The 16145-nt window shown below is 50.1% G+C and carries 14 protein-coding genes; 3 read left to right on the forward strand and 11 right to left on the reverse strand.

Annotation, left to right across the window (positions count from 1 at the left end):
- Window positions 1–20 precede the first annotated feature (20 nt).
- Together QJT81_01575 and QJT81_01580 are read left to right on the forward strand one after the other, a co-directional pair.
- The gene (locus tag QJT81_01575) at window positions 21–3233 is read left to right on the forward strand and encodes a response regulator (GenBank protein ID WGZ94708.1); all 3213 of its coding nucleotides are present in this window, start codon (window positions 21–23) and stop codon (window positions 3231–3233) included.
- Window positions 3230–3727 (forward strand): chemotaxis protein CheW, encoded by a 498-nt coding sequence (locus QJT81_01580; GenBank protein WGZ94709.1) that lies wholly within the window; start codon window positions 3230–3232, stop codon window positions 3725–3727. The genes QJT81_01575 and QJT81_01580 overlap by 4 nt, the downstream gene beginning before the upstream one ends.
- On the opposite strand, the gene QJT81_01585 is transcribed toward QJT81_01580, so the two are convergent.
- From QJT81_01585 to QJT81_01630, 10 genes are all read right to left on the reverse strand, one after another.
- The gene (locus QJT81_01585) at window positions 3719–4207 is read right to left on the reverse strand and encodes a hypothetical protein (protein WGZ94710.1); all 489 of its coding nucleotides are present in this window, start codon (window positions 4205–4207) and stop codon (window positions 3719–3721) included. The two genes, QJT81_01580 and QJT81_01585, sit on opposite strands and share 9 nt — an antisense overlap.
- Window positions 4200–5036, reverse strand: a complete 837-nt coding sequence (locus QJT81_01590) for a symmetrical bis(5'-nucleosyl)-tetraphosphatase (GenBank protein ID WGZ94711.1) — start codon at window positions 5034–5036, stop codon at window positions 4200–4202. The genes QJT81_01585 and QJT81_01590 overlap by 8 nt, the downstream gene beginning before the upstream one ends.
- A 70-nt stretch (window positions 5037–5106) precedes the next feature.
- Window positions 5107–5823, reverse strand: coding sequence for a Bax inhibitor-1 family protein (locus QJT81_01595; GenBank protein ID WGZ94712.1), 717 nt, complete (start codon window positions 5821–5823; stop codon window positions 5107–5109).
- Between the two features lie 48 nt (window positions 5824–5871).
- On the reverse strand, window positions 5872–6639 hold the full coding sequence (locus tag QJT81_01600) for an SPOR domain-containing protein (protein WGZ94713.1): 768 nt from the start codon (window positions 6637–6639) through the stop codon (window positions 5872–5874).
- 88 nt (window positions 6640–6727) lie between these two features.
- Window positions 6728–8791, reverse strand: coding sequence for a primosomal protein N' (locus tag QJT81_01605; GenBank protein ID WGZ94714.1), 2064 nt, complete (start codon window positions 8789–8791; stop codon window positions 6728–6730).
- A gap of 346 nt (window positions 8792–9137) precedes the next feature.
- On the reverse strand, window positions 9138–10514 hold the full coding sequence (locus tag QJT81_01610) for an NAD(P)(+) transhydrogenase (Re/Si-specific) subunit beta (protein WGZ94715.1): 1377 nt from the start codon (window positions 10512–10514) through the stop codon (window positions 9138–9140).
- Between the two features lie 2 nt (window positions 10515–10516).
- Window positions 10517–10804 (reverse strand): NAD(P) transhydrogenase subunit alpha, encoded by a 288-nt coding sequence (locus QJT81_01615; GenBank protein ID WGZ94716.1) that lies wholly within the window; start codon window positions 10802–10804, stop codon window positions 10517–10519.
- Between the two features lie 2 nt (window positions 10805–10806).
- Complete coding sequence (locus tag QJT81_01620) at window positions 10807–11934, reverse strand: Re/Si-specific NAD(P)(+) transhydrogenase subunit alpha (GenBank protein WGZ94717.1); 1128 nt, start codon at window positions 11932–11934, stop codon at window positions 10807–10809.
- Between the two features lie 214 nt (window positions 11935–12148).
- Window positions 12149–12748, reverse strand: coding sequence for an OmpA family protein (locus tag QJT81_01625; protein WGZ94718.1), 600 nt, complete (start codon window positions 12746–12748; stop codon window positions 12149–12151).
- Window positions 12749–13021: 273 nt separating this feature from the next.
- Window positions 13022–13357 (reverse strand): hypothetical protein, encoded by a 336-nt coding sequence (locus QJT81_01630; GenBank protein ID WGZ94719.1) that lies wholly within the window; start codon window positions 13355–13357, stop codon window positions 13022–13024.
- A gap of 51 nt (window positions 13358–13408) precedes the next feature.
- Here QJT81_01630 and mazG point away from each other — a divergent pair, with 51 nt between their 5' ends.
- Entirely contained in the window at window positions 13409–14338 is a 930-nt protein-coding gene (mazG, locus tag QJT81_01635) for a nucleoside triphosphate pyrophosphohydrolase (protein ID WGZ94720.1), read from the forward strand.
- 475 nt (window positions 14339–14813) lie between these two features.
- Here mazG and QJT81_01640 read toward each other — a convergent pair whose 3' ends face one another.
- A complete protein-coding gene (locus QJT81_01640) occupies window positions 14814–16049 on the reverse strand; it encodes an N-acetylmuramoyl-L-alanine amidase (GenBank protein ID WGZ94721.1) in 1236 nt (411 codons plus the stop codon).
- Window positions 16050–16145: the final 96 nt, after the last annotated feature.

The raw sequence follows: 16145 nt of genomic DNA on the forward strand, positions 1-16145 counted from the left end.
CCCCCTGTTTGCGTGAAACATTGGGGGAGGATATCTTCGAGATTTTCAGTGAAGAAGTGACTGAAATCAGTGAGAATCTGCTGACACTCTACCCACATTGGGATCAAGCACGTACTAATCGTGATGCTTTGGTTGAGATTCGTCGAGCCTTTCACACCCTGAAAGGTAGCGGACGTATGGCGGGTGCGTTTGCGTTGGGCGATTTTGCTTGGATTCACGAAGACCTGTTGAATCATGTACTGAGTGGACAGTTAAAGGCAGATGATCGGGTTTCCATACAGATAGGCAAAGCAGTTGAGGAATTACGCGCCCGACTAAATTTTTTTCTGAATGCACAACAGAAAGATGCGCGTGTTGAGCAGATAATTGCCGAAGCTGAAGCCGTTTTGTTACCGCCGGAAGCAACACCTTTGGAAACATGGGACTTTTCTGCTCCAGCGCCAATCGTACAGCCAGCGTTGTTGGTAGACGTTGAGTCGTTGCCAGGTATAGTCGTGGCTGCGGAACCTAAGGTGGAGGCTGAGACGGGTATTTCGTTTGAGCCTGAAACAGTGCTGACAGTTGATGCTGACCAAGCGATAGAGGAGGCAGAAGAGATTTTTGACTTTCTGCCATCTGTGAGTCTTATCGAAACTACATCTGCCTTGCCAGAGATTGCCCCTCTTGCAATGCAATTATCAGAACCAGATCATGTTGTCGAAGCGGAAGCGGAAGCGGAAGCGGAAGCGGAAGCGGAAGCGGAAGCGGAAGCGGAAGCGGAAGCCCGTATGATTTGGAAGTTGTTTTGGGAGGAGGTTCCCGAACAGCTTGAGGCGCTCGACTACCATCTGCAACAGCTACGCGATATGCCCGAAGAGCGTGAAACCATCCGCGAACTCGAACGCGAGTTCCACACCCTCAAAGGTGGAGCGCGGATGGCCCACTTAACCGAACTGGCTGATGTCAGCCACGATGCCGAAACGCTGTTAAGCCATCTGCACGGAACCGGGCAGGTTTCGGAGGCTGATATTGAAGCTTTACAACTAGCGGTTGACCGTTTGCATACGCTAACCGAGGCACTGAAGCAGGTTGAGGTGGCGGCAATCAGCGCCGTACCTGTTGAACCGGTGGTGGTGTTAGAGCCTCAGCCCGATGCCGTTTCCCTGCCCTCTGTCATTGAACCCATGCCTGCTCCTATAGCCGATGCTTGGGTGCGTCAACGTGCGGCACAAAGCGAGTCGGGCAGTTTGCTGGAGCGTTTATTACAGGAGCAAGCTGATAGCTTACCCGATATTAGTGTGTTGGACAGCGCACGGCCTGCACAACCAGTCGATACCATCGAATCCAGTGTTACGAATACTAATCCACACGAAACCATTCGCTTGCCTGCACAGTTTGTAGACAATTTGATTGACCGGGTAGTAGAACTCAATGTACAACAAGTACACATGTCTGAACATTTCAGTAGCATGGGGATGGATGTAGACGAATTGGTGCGTACTGTGGCACGTTTACGTCAGCAAATTCGCACCTTGGAAGTGGAAAGTGAAGCCCGCATCCATGATGGGCGCAGCAAACGTTTGCAAGCGATTAGCAGCAGTGCAAACGCAACGGATTTTGACCCCTTGGAAATGGATCAATATGCCGAAATCCAGCGTATTTCCCGCTCGCTTGCTGAAAGCCTTAACGACTTAGTGAATCTGGAAGCCGACTTAGCCGCACAAGTGCGTAAGGGGGAACAGTTATTGCAGGCGGATATGCGCACAACCCGTAAACTTCAGCGGGATTTGTTGGATACCCGTTTGGTTGCAGTCACCATGCTGGTTCCACGTTTACGCCGTTTGACCCGGCAAGTGGCAGGCGAACTGGGTAAGCAAGTGGCGTTGGAAGTGCAGGGTGAAGATTGCGAGTTGGATCGTAACTTGCTGCAAAACATGACCGCTCCATTGGAGCATTTGATCCGCAATGCTATATCGCATGGGTTGGAAGAACCAGAAGAGCGGGAAAAGGCGGGCAAACCCCGTACTGGCAATATCACCCTGAGTATTAGCCGGGATGATGCCGAAATTGTGATCCGTTTTCGCGATGATGGGCGTGGTTTGAATCGTGAGCGTTTGCATAAACGGGCGCTGGCGATGGGCATTCTCAGTGAGGGGCAGACGCTACCGGATACGGAATTGGATCGTTTGATTTTGCGCCCTGGTTTTTCCACAGCGGAAACCATTAGCCAAATTTCCGGGCGTGGTATCGGCATGGATGTGGTGCATTCCGAACTCAAAGCGTTGGGGGGGAGCTTGCAAATCACTTCAACTCAGGGTGAAGGCACGGAGTTTGCTATGCATTTACCGTTCACCTTGGTAGTGAACCCAGTCTTATTGGTTGAGGTGCAAGGGCAGGTGTATGCGGTGCCAATTGCAGGGGTGCAGGGGTTGGCGCGGCTATCCGGGCAGCAGATTCAGGTGGCATTACAGGAAGAGAGTGAGAAGTTAATGTTTGCAGGGGAGCCTTACGCCTTGCATCATTTAGCAGAAGTACTAGGGGGGCAACGTGTCGAGCAGGTTTTTGCTGCTGATGAACGTTTTCCTGTGGTATTTATCCAGTTACAAGGGCAGTCGGTTGCATGGATCATTGATCACATTCGTGGGCGGCGCGAAGTGGTGTTGCAACCCTTGGGAGTTTTGTTCAAGAGTTGCCGTTTATACTCGGCAGCGACGGTCTCCCCTGATGGTAGCGTATTCCTAGTCCCGGATATGGCAGAGTTAGCACGTTTAGTGTTAGCAGATAAGCATTTGTCTAATGTACCAGCCTTAGTAGACATTTCCCCACCTGAAGAACCTGCCGGGCCACCACGGGTGTTGGTGGTGGATGATTCTATTACGGTACGCCGCGTGACGGAAAAATTTCTCCTTAGCCGCGATTACACTGTCATGACGGCAAAAGATGGGATGGAGGCGTTGGAACACATCGCTGAATTCCAGCCGAATGTGGTGTTGTTGGATATTGAAATGCCTCGCATGGATGGCTTTGAATTATTGGGGCATTTGCGGCGTGACCCGCAATGGATGCGCTTGCCGGTCATCATGATCAGTTCGCGCACGGCACAAAAACACCGTGAACACGCCGGTTCATTGGGCGCTACGGGCTTCCTCGGTAAACCCTACCAGAACGAAGTGCTGTTGGATGCCTTGCAAGAGGTGTTAGCCACCGGACACGATGCTGACAATACACACGAGTGGGAGGATGTTCCAGCATGAACCCTGTACAACAACCAGCAATTAAAAGCCTGATTGTGCGGCTGCATAAGGGTAGTCTGATTTTACCGGTCAATTTGATGGCGGAATTGGTGACGGGGGGGGAACTCACCCCTTCGGAACATCCGGGTGTTGAAGGCTGGTTGCAGTGGCGTAACCGGCAAATTCCAGTGGTGTCATTGGAATCACTGTGTATGCAGGAAGAGGCGGGGGAGTCTGACGAGGGCAAGTGCCTGATTTTGCATACGGTATCCGCTTTGCCCAGTTTACCGTTTATTGCTTTGCGGGTTCAGGGGGGCTTGAATACCCTGGATATTTTGCCCGATACCTTGCGAGACGATCACAGCGGTAATGTACAGCGTTGCCCCTATGTGGCGCGTCAGGTGCGTGCTTCGCATTTACTGTGTTTTATTCCCGATTTGCCTGCAATTGAAGCCGTTCTGGCGGAGGTCTTGCAATTGACAGAGGAACAGTCTGAATCCGCCTTGTTAGAGTAGTACCAAGCCTAATACGACCACCAGCATGAAGGTCATGGTAATCGCGGTGCTCATGGTGTTTTGATGCAGCATCCGATCCATAAAGACGCTTTTCTCTGCCACATTGCGCATGAGTTCAACACGCTGTTTGACAGGGAAGGTTTCGGGCTTTTCAAAGTTGGCGTTGCCTCCTTTGAGGTTGATCAGCGGGACTAACATATTGATATGGATGTGTGCTTGAATCGCATCTTGTGTGGGGCCATCATAGTTCAATAGCCAAGGAGCAGCATATTCAAATGCTTCCATGATGAAGGTATCCCGCATTTTTTCCTGACTCGCCTTGATAATGGCGCGGTTACGTTCTAGCCCTTTGAGTAAATCGTCTAGTGACATCATGGGCATAGGTGCGGATATGTGTACGTAATAATCCCGCCCACGGATATTTACCTTAACAGTTCCAGCGTAATTACTGGGTTCAGTGTCTTTTTTTTCGTCAGCCATAGTCGTCACATTGAATGGAAATCAGTTGTTGGTTTTTTGTATCGATTCTAATGGCGCTGAGTTGACCGCCCCATACACAGCCCGTATCCAGCGCAATGACATAATTGTCATTATAGTACCTCAAAGTAGACCAATGTCCAAATAAGACGGTCAAGCCCAGTGCTTGCTTTGTTGGATATTTAAACCAGGGAATAAGTTCCGTACTGATGAGTGGGCTGGATTGATGGGGTTCAAGGGGGTTGCCTTTGGCTTGGAATTCGAGGCTACCATCCGGGCGACAATAACGCATTCGGGTAAAGGCATTGAGGATATAACGCTGGCGATCATGCTTGGTAGCTGCTGGATTCCAAGTATCCGGTTGGTCGCCATAGACGTGTGCAAGCCAGTCAGCAACGGTTGGACTACGGAGTTCCCTTTCAATTTCGCGAGCGCAGGTTTGGGCTGTTGTCAAATCCCATTGCGGGGGGATACCTGCATGGCTGATAGCGTACCCTAAGGTTGTATCCACGTGTAGCAGGGGGCGTTGCGTTAACCAAGTTATCAATTCGGGATAGTCAGGTGCTTCTAACAAGGTTTTCAGGCTTTTGTGTGGTTTGCGCAGCCCGTGGTGTGCTGCAATCAAGCTGATGTCATGGTTGCCCAGAATACAAATGGCAGCATCACGTAATGAGCGCACGAAACGCAAGGTTTCGAGGGATTGTTTGCCGCGATTTACCAAGTCACCGGCAAACCATAGCGTATCTTGCCGAGGGTCGAAGCGCAGCTTGTCCAAGAGGCGCATGAGAGGGTCGTAACACCCTTGTAAATCACCAATTGCGTAGGTAGCCATAGAATTTTCTCCAACAATAAAAAGGCGTCCCGAAGGACGCCTTGTCAAACACGAAGGGGAGATGTCAGGCTTAATCGTTGCCTGTCAAGCTCATCAGGAATTGTACAATATACCAGAACATCAGGCCGACGCTGGAAAATAGCCCCAGTGATGCACCGACATGTTGATCGGTGTGGTATTCATGAACCATTTGTGACGTCTGGTACAGCATAACGGCTCCGGCAAACACAATCATAATGCCAAAGAACACCAGACCCAGCGTAAACCCAAACAAGATGCTTGCTAAGATCACGCCTAAAGCGATGAAACTGCCGACGGTGATAAACGGCGCTAAGAAGGAAAAGTTCTTACGGGTTGTAAATGCCGTGAAGGTGATCCCGCCAGCCAGCATCAAGGTCAATAAGGCTGCGCTTGGTAATACATTCGGGTTAGGGGCGAAGTTCAATGCCCCGTAAATCAATGGGGTAGAAATAACCGCAAATGCAGCCACATACAGCCCCAAGCCCGCATACTGCATTTCTTTGGAAATAGCAGAGTGCGCCCATTTGTCAGCGAGGTAAGATGCGCCCATGAACATGGCTAATACAATTAGCCAGCTCCACATGCTACCTTGCATCAATTGCATGAGCGGCTTTGCGGCTCCTGATTGGATCAGTAAGGTGGTGAGTGCGGCGTAAGCAACAATTGCCCCGCCCAAATGCAAATACGTGCGGCGAATAAAGCCCGCTCGCTCGGTTTCACTGGCATTGGCAACCAGTGTACCGGAGTTCATGTCCAAGTATGCCATGTTAGTGCCTCCCTTGTTTTATGTCAGTCAATGATATGGCTGTTATGATTACATACGAATTGCCATGGGACTAATTCCCATGCCAGATAAGGTTTGTTGCCATTTTTGTAGCATTTCTGGGGAAGAGGCTGGCCCCACGCGTACCCGAAACCACGTTGCGCCCTGGATGTTGGCTGTTTCAACCCGGCTATTGAGTCCTTTTTTCTTTAAGCGATTTTGCATATCAGCCGCTTGATCCTGCGTTTTATAGGAACCGATCTGAAGAGCATTAGCCCCGGTGATTGCAGCAGCGGGGGGGGCTTTCTTGGTTTCTGGTTTAGGCGTATCGGCTTTAGGGGTATCGACCGCAACGGTTTTTTTGTCGGCTTGCTTGGGGGGCGGAGCCGCAGCCACTGGTTTTTTAGTATCAGGGGGTTCTTTAGTGGCAGCCGCCTGTTGCTCAACTTGTACTGCGAGTGGCACGTCTATTTCCAATTGAGGCAGGACGGCGTGATAACTGAAACCGGGCGTTTCATCGGAGGGTTGATCTTGTGAGCTAAGGTTCTGTGGTGTGGATGTGCCACCATTGTCGCCTGTTGCCGTAACGTCAGTTGTACTGAGAGTGGATGTTGCGGGGTTAGTCGTATCGCCGAGGCTGGTAGTATTGAGGCCGGGTGGAGTGGTCGTGGTTGCGTCTGGGGCATTGCCTTTGTTGGCGAGTGCGTACATACCTGCACCGATCAGTAGACCAATAGCAACGCCACCCACCATCCAACCCAGACCGTATTGCCCAAAGGCACTGCCCGCTGCGGCCTGTTTTTTGAAATCTTTGGTCATGGTGTGATGTCTCGATTGTAGAGTGTTCTATGATTATAGCGAAAACTTCAGGAATGAATCACTTATGGCTCATATTTTCAAGTGAAATCTAGCTAAATTCAATGGGGTCAATATCAATCGACCAGCGTACTCCTGAACGTCCCGGTAAGGTTGTTGCTTGTTGTAGCAGTTGGTGCAATGCCGCATGGAGCGCTGCACGTTGCTGGCTGCTCAATAGCAATTGGGCACGGTAGCGGTTGGCTCGCTTTTCCAAGGGGGCTGGAATCGGTCCTAAACGTTGAATCGTAGCACTATCAATGGTCAGCAGCCGTTGGCTGATGTGTTCCAGAAATTGCAAGGCTTTCTCCATACTAGCAGTGCTGCTGGCACGGATCAGGGCTTGATAGCCAAACGGTGGGAAATGCCAGCGTTTACGGTCTTCCAGTAATTGACGCGCAAAGGGGGTGTAACCTTGCCCGACCAGTTGGTGCAACAAAGGGTGCTCCGGCTGACTGGTTTGCAGGATGACTCTGCCGGGTTTATCGGCTCGCCCGGCACGCCCCGCCACTTGCACGAGTAATTGACCTAGGCGTTCGAGAGCACGGTAATCGGTACTGAGCAGCGATTGGTCGATGTCAAGGATGACGACTAAGGTCAGGTTGGGGAAGTCGTGGCCTTTTGCCAGCATTTGTGTGCCGACCAGAATCAATGGGTCATTGCTGCGCACGGTGCTGAGTTTGTCTTCGAGTTGGCCTTTGCGGCTGGTGCTGTCGCGGTCGATGCGTACTACTAAGGCGGTGGGAAAGGTGGTTTGTAGGGTAAGTTCCAAGCGTTCGGTACCTTGCCCTTGGGTGGTGAGTTTAGGATTTTTGCATACCGGGCATTGCAAGGGAGTGGCTTGCTCAGCACCACAATGGTGGCAGGCCAAGCGGTTGCGGCGGGCGTGCCAAGTTAGGTTGGCGCTGCAATGTTGACAACTGGCGTGCCAGCCACAGGAGGGGCAAAACAGCGTGGGGGCAAAACCCCGCCGGTTGAGAAATACCATCGCTTGTTCACCCTGCGCCAAGGTTTGGCGGATAGTTTGTAGGCTGTGGGGCGTCAGACCTGCCTGTAATTCAAACGGGCGGGTATCCTGTATTTGCAGATCAGGTTTACGGGTTGTGCCGGGGCGTTGGTTGAGGCGCACGTAATGAAAGCGTGAGGTTTGTGCATTATACAGTGCTTCTAGTGATGGGGTGGCGGTTCCCATGACGATGGGAATGTCGAGCATCTGCGCCCGTTTAATCGCTAGGTCACGGGCGTGGTAGCGAAAACCTTCCTGTTGTTTGAGAGATGCATCATGTTCTTCGTCGATCACGATCATGGCGAGGTGAGGGGCGGGGGTAAAAATAGCCGAACGTGTGCCAATAATAATACGGGCAGTGCCACTACGGGCTTGTAGCCACGCTTTAAGGCGCTCACCGTCACTTAAACCGGAATGCAGGCAGGCCATCGGGGTGTCGCCAAAAAAACGGGCAAAGCGTAGCAGCAATTGTGGGGTTAAGCCGATTTCGGGAACAATCACCAGCACTTGTTTACCGGCGGTAAACAGTGGCTCAATCAAGCGTAGGTAGATTTCGGTTTTGCCACTGCCCGTGATGCCGTGTAAAAGGATGGGGCGGCGTGGGGTTTGCTGATTCCATTGCTGGATACTGTGCAAACATTGCTGTTGTTCATCCGTGAGTAGAAGTGTGTTTGGTAAGCGCTCATTGCCATCGGGGTTGGGATTGGGTTCTGCTGCGGGGTGAGTTGGGGTGACGGCTAACCATTTTTGCAAGCGACTGGATAAGGGCTTTGGTTTGCGTAAGGCGCCGGGTAATGCGGAAAAGATCACTTCACCCACCGGATGATGGTAGTAACGCGCTGCCCATTGCAACAGTTCCAGCAAATGTGGGTCAGCCAACGGTGTAACGTCGAGGATGACTTCCACGGCTTTGAGCGTGAAACTGTCATCAGCGGCATCTGTTGCGACAGTGGCAGTGCTCATGACTAGCCCGACTGCGTACTGCTTGCCGAATGGAACGAGAACACGTGTTCCGGGCGCAGGTTGTTGCTCTGCACTTAGGGTGTAACTCAGCAAGGTACGTAGTGGGCGTGGCACTGCAACGTGGATAATGTGGCGCTCTTGATTCATGTCGGCAAGTTTAGCGGAATTGTGGCGTAATAGCGTATGGAACTTACGGAAACCTTAACAACTCCTTGCTACATAAGCGGAAATTCAGGTTATGCACAGAACCTGTGGATAACTCTGTGGAAGAACTGCGGACAGTTACCTCTATGCCTTGTCTGATAAGCACTTATACACTTTGATTAAAAAATAATCATTTCATTTTGTATTTTAATAATCAGTGACTTAAGTTATTTTTCTGTATCATGGTTGACAAATCTAAATGAAATATGAACATAAGGTTATGATGTGGACAACTCATAAAAAAGCCCGGATGAACCGGGCTTTTTTTACGATTGTCAAGACTTGATGTTCAGAGTTCTTTCATGTTGCTGATCAATTCATTAGCAACAGCCTGCCCGTCGCCATACAGCATCCGGCAGTTATCAGCGAAGAACAGATGATTTTCGATCCCGGAAAAACCTGCTCCCTGACCACGTTTAACCACGATCACGTTTTTGGCGTAATCCGCGTTCAGAATGGGCATTCCGTAAATCGGGCTATTGGGATCAGTCCGTGCAATTGGGTTCACCACGTCATTTGCTCCAATCACCAACGCCACATCGGCGGTGCGGAATTCTTCGTTGATTTCATCAAGGTCGTAAATGATGTTATACGGCACGCCTGCTTCTGCCAGCAATACGTTCATATGCCCCGGCATCCGCCCCGCAACGGGGTGAATCGCAAATTTCACTGTCACGCCGCGTTCTTGCAATTGCTTGGTCATTTCCCAAATTTTGTGTTGAGCTTGCGCCACTGCCATACCGTAACCGGGTATGATAATAACCTTTTCTGCAAACGCCATCATAATAGCAGCGTCAGGGGCTTCAATGGCTTTCATTGAGCCGCTGACTTCTTGTGCTTCACCCGTGGTTTCGCCGAAATTGCTGAACAGCACGTTGGTAATCGGGCGGTTCATCGCTTTTGCCATCAACTGTGTTAACAATGTACCCGCAGAACCCACCACAATCCCCGCAATCATCATTGCAGGGTTATCCAGTACGTAACCTTCAAAACCGACCGCAAGACCTGTGAAAGCGTTGTAGAGGGAAATAACGACGGGCATATCCGCGCCACCAATCGGCAGCGTCATCATTACGCCAAACGCCAACGCCAGTGCAAAGAACAGGAACAGCGTAAACATGCCATAATCCGTACCGCTGGTCGCAATGCCCAGACCCATCCACACCGTGACAATAAACAGGGCTGCATTGATACGCTGCTGATTTTTGAAACGGAATGCACCGCGTAATTGCTTTAGACCTTGCAATTTACCAAACGCAATCAATGAACCGGAGAACGCTATCGCACCAATCAGTGCACCCGCTACGGCGAGTAATTGCACAACCGGATCCATTTCATGGTGCTTGATTAATTCCACTGCCGCAATCGCAGCCGCTGCACCACCGCCCATGCCGTTGTAGAGTGCAATCATTTGCGGCATATCGGTCATGGCTACTTCTTTGCCGGTTTTCCAAGCAATACCGCCGCCGACCGCAATCCCGATAATGATCAGCAAATAGTTAGTGTTGACGTGCGGGTGTACGAAGGTAATCAGTGTTGCCAACACCATGCCGATACCAGCCCACACAATGCCGCGCCGTGCGGTGACGGGCGATGCCATTTGCTTAAGGCCAAGAATGAACAGCACAGCGGCTGCCAAGTAAAAAATTTCAACAAAAAGGTTCATGTTTATTTATCCCCTTTGCTGCTTTTGAACATTTCCAGCATCCGCTCGGTTACGACGTAACCGCCGACCGCATTGCCTGCGGCTAATACTACGGCAATGAAGCCGACCAGTTGCTCGCTGAACCCTTCGGCTTGACCCAATACGACCATTGCCCCGACCAAGACGATGCCGTGGACGAAGTTAGAACCCGACATCAACGGGGTGTGCAGGATCACCGGCACTTTGGAAATCACTTCATAGCCGACAAACCCGGCAAGAATGAAGATGTAGATGGCGATAAAACCTTCCATTGTTATGCTCCTTCAACCAGTTGGCGAATGGCTTCGTTCATGATTTTGCCTTCGTGTGTGAGTAACGCGCCTGCAATCACTTCATCGTTGAAATCGGGCGTATACGCGCCGTCTTTCAACATCGGTGATAAGAAGTTGAGCAGATTTTTAGCGTACATTTCGGAAGCATGTACTGGCACTTGGCTGGGTACGTTTAGTGGCGCGTGAATGGTTACGCCTTTATGTACGATGGTTTTGCCTGGTTGTGTCAGGGTACAGTTACCGCCGCCTTCTGCTGCTAAGTCGATAATGACCGCACCGGACTTCATGCCTTCCACGGTGGCTTCAGGAATGATCTTCGGCGAAGGGCGACCGGGAACCGCCGCTGTGGTAATCAGTACGTCTGCTGTTGCAATGTGTTTGGCGAGTTCCTCTTGCTGTTTCTGCTTCTCTTCGGCAGTCAGTTCACGCGCATAGCCACCTTCACCTTCGGCAGTAATACCGAGTTCGATGAATTTTGCACCGAGGGACTGGACTTGCTCTTTGGTGGCAGAACGCACGTCATAAGCTTCCACTACTGCACCTAAACGCCGTGCAGTTGCAATCGCTTGCAGACCTGCTACCCCGACACCAATGATAATGACTTTTGAGGGGCGAATTGTGCCAGCCGCTGTGGTCAGCATCGGGAAAAAGCGTGGTGCAAGATCAGCACCCATAATAGCTGCTTTGTAACCGGCGACTGCCGCTTGTGATGAAAGCACATCCATCGCTTGTGCTCGCGAAATACGTGGAATCAGCTCCATCGCAAAGCTGGTAATATTTTTTGCGTTGAGTGCGGCGATACGTTCTGGGTATTTATAGGGTTGTAACGTACCAATCAGCACACTGCCTTCGCGTAATTGAGCAATTTCTGCTTCAGATGGAGGTTGAACTTTGAGCACGATGTCAGCTTGTTGATACAAATCATGGGCTGCTGACACAATCGTCGCACCGCTGAATGCCGTATCAGGAATATGTGCTGCATCACCAGCCCCAGCTTCCACCAACACTTCAGCACCCAATTTGGTGAGTTTGGCAATGACGCTGGATTCGATGGCAACCCGACGCTCGCCCTCGGCGGTTTCCTTGGGTACAGCCACTTTGATTGACATATTTTCTGTCTCCAGAGGGATAATGGTGAAAAGTAGAGTGTTATCAAGGTGGAAAAAGCGCGATCCAACCAAGATAAGGGTCAACATACTAGCGGAATATTAGCAGGGAATGAAGTATTTCCATACGGATAGCGTACAAAGAAAAGCCGGGAAACCCCGGCTTTTCTCTAGCAATACCAGCACTTATTACAGGTAACTGGTTTTGAGCAGGTACTTAACGTGTACCACTTGCCTCAACTTCTACACGGCGGTTGGCAGCACGGCCTGCTTTGGTGCTGTTGTCAGCAACAGGTTGTGATTCGCCCTTGCCGGAAGCTTGGATGGCAGCAGCCGGAACGCCTTTGCCTGCCAGATAGTTGGCAACGGCGGCGGCACGCTGTTCAGACAACTTTTGGTTGTAAGCATCGGAACCAACACTGTCAGTGTGGCCTACTACGCTGATACCGCTGACTTTAGCACCAGCCAAACCGGACAGGAATTGATCCAAGTTTGCTTGACCGGCTGGTTTCAGGGTTGCCTTATCGAAATCGAAGTTGGCATCAGAAGTCAGCGTCATTTTTTGGATAGGTGCTGGTGGAGCTGGCGGCGGTGTTACTGGCGGCGGTGTTACTGGCGGCGGCGGCGGTGGTGGCGCTGTTTCACAGCCTTCTGGCATACTGCCGTATTGTGCCTTAACGCATTCGTCAGAACTGTTTTTGACAGGTTTACCGTCGCTATTTTGGACATATTTGCCGTCTTCTGCATATGCAGTTGTCATCATCATTGCTGCCATCAGAGCAGCTACGCTAATGCTTGCAACTTTCTTCAGAGTCATGTTGATCTCCTTAAGCCTAGTTTTTGAGTTTAGATTGTTGAACCCCGTACTCCCACACCCATGAAATATTAATTCTGTCGGCAGGAGGCGTAAGTTGTGACTATAGTGTCTTAAATATACAACAACGGCTAGGATTATAGGTTACTTTGTGGTTAAGTTCCTATAGCCAAGCAAAATTTTCTTTGTCAAGACTCAAAGAAAAGCCCCCTTACCGCGAAGCAAGGAGGCTTTTTAAACCGTTTATGAATCAAGCGATTTGATTCATTGTCCGGTTTATTTCTGGTAGCGCTTCATGCTAGAACGTGCTGCCGGATCCATTTGGACGGGGCCTTTGTAGTTGCCTTTTGCTTTCACTTTAGGCACAACAGGCGCACGAGGTACAGCGCGTGGCGTCGGTGCTGGTGCAACCGGTGCAGCAGCAGGAGCCGCTGGTGCTGCTTCACAGCCTTCTGGCTCGAAGCCGTAAACGGCTTGGACGCATTCGCCAAAGCTATTTTTAACAACAATGCCGTCGCTGTTTTTGACAACTTTCATATCGGCAGCATTGGCACCGGCAGCGGCCAGCATCAGTGCAGCGAAGCTAATGCCTGCAATGTGTTTAAGAGTCATGGTGATCTCCTTCAAGTCTAGGTTTTGAGTCGTAAAGTTGGATTTTGCTTTATGTTTGAGCGTAGCATTCATACCACAATTGTGTATATTGCACGACAAACGCACGATACGCCACAGGTAAATGCTATGCAAGGCAAAAACGGATTAAGTCATACACCTATTGATGAATTGCTTAATATTATGAGGCGCTTGCGTGATCCGCAGCAGGGTTGCCCATGGGATATTAAGCAAACCTGGCAAACGATCTTGCCATACACCCTGGAAGAGGTGTACGAAGTCGCTGAGGCAGTAGACAAACAAGACCCTGCTGCTCTGTGTGATGAGTTAGGTGATTTATTGTTTCAAATTGTGTTTATGGCGCAAATTGCCAGTGAGCAGGGTTTGTTCGATTTTCACGATGTAGCAGCAGGTATTTCCCGCAAAATGATTCGGCGGCATCCTCATGTATTCGGTGATACGGTATATGCCGATGAACACGCGCAAAAACAGGCATGGGATGCGATCAAACAAGCAGAACGCGGGATACAATCGACCGAAACAGGCTTCTTTGCAGGCATTCCCGCTGCTATGCCTGCGTTGCGGCGTAGTCAAAAACTTCAGCGTCGGGCGGCTGGGGTGGGGTTTGATTGGGATCATTTGCAGCAAGTGATCCCCAAAATCCACGAGGAACTGGATGAAGTGGTTGATGCGGTCGCTAAACAAGAGCCGTTTGCTCGGATTGAGGAGGAGGTCGGCGATGTGTTGATGGGAGCCACTAATTTGGCACGTTTACTCGGTGTGAATGCAGAAAATGCGTTACGTCTATCGAACCGTAAGTTTGAGCGGCGGTTTGAGCGGGTAGAAGCCTTGCTGGCAGCAGCCGGTATTGCTTTGGATACGGCAAGTTTAGAGCAGATGGAAAATGCTTGGAATATAGCCAAACAAGAAGAGAAGATGACAAACGGCACGTATCGTTGCCAGAAAAACGAAACCCCCGACTAGCGGGGGGAGTCAACACGGGCAAATGTTATTATTATTATTGTCTTGTTATTATTGTTGTTTTCAAACACCTATCTCCTAGTAAAGTCTCCCTGTGTCGCCACAGGGAGGAGAGGAGTCGAGATATGGTCAGGCGCTTTATTGTTATTAATGTTTATGCCTGCTCGCTATCTCTTGGGGCTTGCTGATAAATGCTTTCCTTAACCCTTTCTTGTTATTGTTGTCGTCCCTTACAGACCTTCTGGTCTTCGCCGTCTCAGTCTGTGCCGAAGTTATTGCAACCCTTGTGCCAAAGTCATCATAATAGTTACAAGTAATTAATTAATAATAAAATTTAATGATTTTATCTAATTGAAATGAAGATTTGGGAGGGGTGCAATCCTGTCACTTTTTGACAGGATTGACAGTTTACGGGTGACAAAGCAATGTCATGTGACACTGCTAAGGAGTGATGTGTGTGATAGTGCTGTAGCCGTGTTTAGGTATTTGCCCGTCCGCTATCAGCGTAGGCAATTTGATAACGCTTGACCCCTTGGAACATTGCCGTCGCTAATTTTTGTTGATAATCAGCCGTGCGCAGGCGTTTTTCCTCAGTCGGGTTGCTGATGAAGGCTGTTTCGACCAGCATGGAGGGAATGTCTGGTGAACGCAGTACAACAAATCGGGCACTTTCAACCCGACGGCGTAACGGGTTGTTGACCTTGGATAGCTCGCGCAAGACACCTTTGGCTAAGTTCAGGCTGCGATCCATCATGGCGTTTTGGCTCAGATCCAGCAATACAGAGGCAATTTTTTCGCTGGTATTGTTGAAACTGCGCCCACCAAATTTTAATTCGTAAGAGTTTTCGCTTTCAGCTAACAAACGGGCAGCTTCGCTGGACGCGCCTGTTTCTGACAGGATATAAACGGAAGAGCCACTGACGCGGGTGCTAGGGTTGGCATCGGCGTGAACTGAAATAAACAGATCAGCTTTGTGTTTATGGGCAAGATCCATGCGCTCACGTAGTGGGATGAATTTATCACTGTCACGGGTCAGGATGGCTTTCATGCCTTTTTCACGGTCGATATGGGCTTTGAGTTTACGTGCCACTTGCAATACGACGTCTTTTTCTTGTGTGCCATTTGCGCCAACCGCACCCGGATCTTTGCCGCCGTGTCCCGGGTCGATGACGACGATGAATTTACCTTTAGAAGGTTCTGAGGTAGCAGGAGTTTCGGGTTCTTTGGCGGACTTGGGTTTTTCTTTTTCCGGTTTTGGGGATTTGCCAGTGCTGCCTTTACCGTTTGGCTTGAGGGTAATGGTTAGCAAATGGTTTGCACCATCCGGTGTTAAGGAAGATTTGACAGTGACTTGTTCTGCTACGTCCAGTACTACCCGTAAACTGCCATTGTCACGTTCAGAATAGCGAATGCCAGTAATGGGTTTGCGATCGTGTGCGCCTTGCTTCAGCTTGCCTTGCATGGTGGTATTCTGCAAGTCAATGACCACGCGATCAGGGCTGTCTAAGGTGAAAACTTTATGGGCAATCGGTGCATCCAGTTGCAGCAGGAATTTCAATTGCTCTGATGTGCCGCTAAGGTTTGCCCCGGTTAAATGCCCCGTAACAGCATCCGCAGCACGTGCTGATACTGTATTGAATCCACTGGCGACTGCACCGGCTAATGCACTCAACTTCAGGAGGAAACCTCTACGGCTCAATTTTTTGGTGTTCATGGCCTAATCTCAAACAACACGAATGGAATGATACTTCTTCCCTATAAGTATTAATTCAGACCAAGACACTTTTCAAGTGGTTTTTTACTAATATGC

Origin of the sequence: Candidatus Thiothrix putei, from assembly GCA_029972225.1 — a bacterium.
In the GTDB taxonomy this organism is placed as follows: domain Bacteria; phylum Pseudomonadota; class Gammaproteobacteria; order Thiotrichales; family Thiotrichaceae; genus Thiothrix; species Thiothrix putei.

Excerpts from the sequence above, each read along its gene's own strand:
- QJT81_01580 (WGZ94709.1), top strand. The coding sequence starts at position 3,230 with ATGAACCCTGTACAACAACCAGCAATTAAAAGCCTGATTGTGCGGCTG.
- QJT81_01585 (WGZ94710.1), bottom strand. The coding sequence starts at position 4,207 with ATGGCTGACGAAAAAAAAGACACTGAACCCAGTAATTACGCTGGAACT.
- QJT81_01590 (WGZ94711.1), bottom strand. The coding sequence starts at position 5,036 with ATGGCTACCTACGCAATTGGTGATTTACAAGGGTGTTACGACCCTCTC.
- QJT81_01595 (WGZ94712.1), bottom strand. The coding sequence starts at position 5,823 with ATGGCATACTTGGACATGAACTCCGGTACACTGGTTGCCAATGCCAGT.
- QJT81_01600 (WGZ94713.1), bottom strand. The coding sequence starts at position 6,639 with ATGACCAAAGATTTCAAAAAACAGGCCGCAGCGGGCAGTGCCTTTGGG.
- QJT81_01605 (WGZ94714.1), bottom strand. The coding sequence starts at position 8,791 with ATGAATCAAGAGCGCCACATTATCCACGTTGCAGTGCCACGCCCACTA.
- QJT81_01610 (WGZ94715.1), bottom strand. The coding sequence starts at position 10,514 with ATGAACCTTTTTGTTGAAATTTTTTACTTGGCAGCCGCTGTGCTGTTC.
- QJT81_01615 (WGZ94716.1), bottom strand. The coding sequence starts at position 10,804 with ATGGAAGGTTTTATCGCCATCTACATCTTCATTCTTGCCGGGTTTGTC.
- QJT81_01620 (WGZ94717.1), bottom strand. The coding sequence starts at position 11,934 with ATGTCAATCAAAGTGGCTGTACCCAAGGAAACCGCCGAGGGCGAGCGT.
- QJT81_01625 (WGZ94718.1), bottom strand. The coding sequence starts at position 12,748 with ATGACTCTGAAGAAAGTTGCAAGCATTAGCGTAGCTGCTCTGATGGCA.
- QJT81_01630 (WGZ94719.1), bottom strand. The coding sequence starts at position 13,357 with ATGACTCTTAAACACATTGCAGGCATTAGCTTCGCTGCACTGATGCTG.
- mazG (WGZ94720.1), top strand. The coding sequence starts at position 13,409 with ATGTTTGAGCGTAGCATTCATACCACAATTGTGTATATTGCACGACAA.
- QJT81_01640 (WGZ94721.1), bottom strand. The coding sequence starts at position 16,049 with ATGAACACCAAAAAATTGAGCCGTAGAGGTTTCCTCCTGAAGTTGAGT.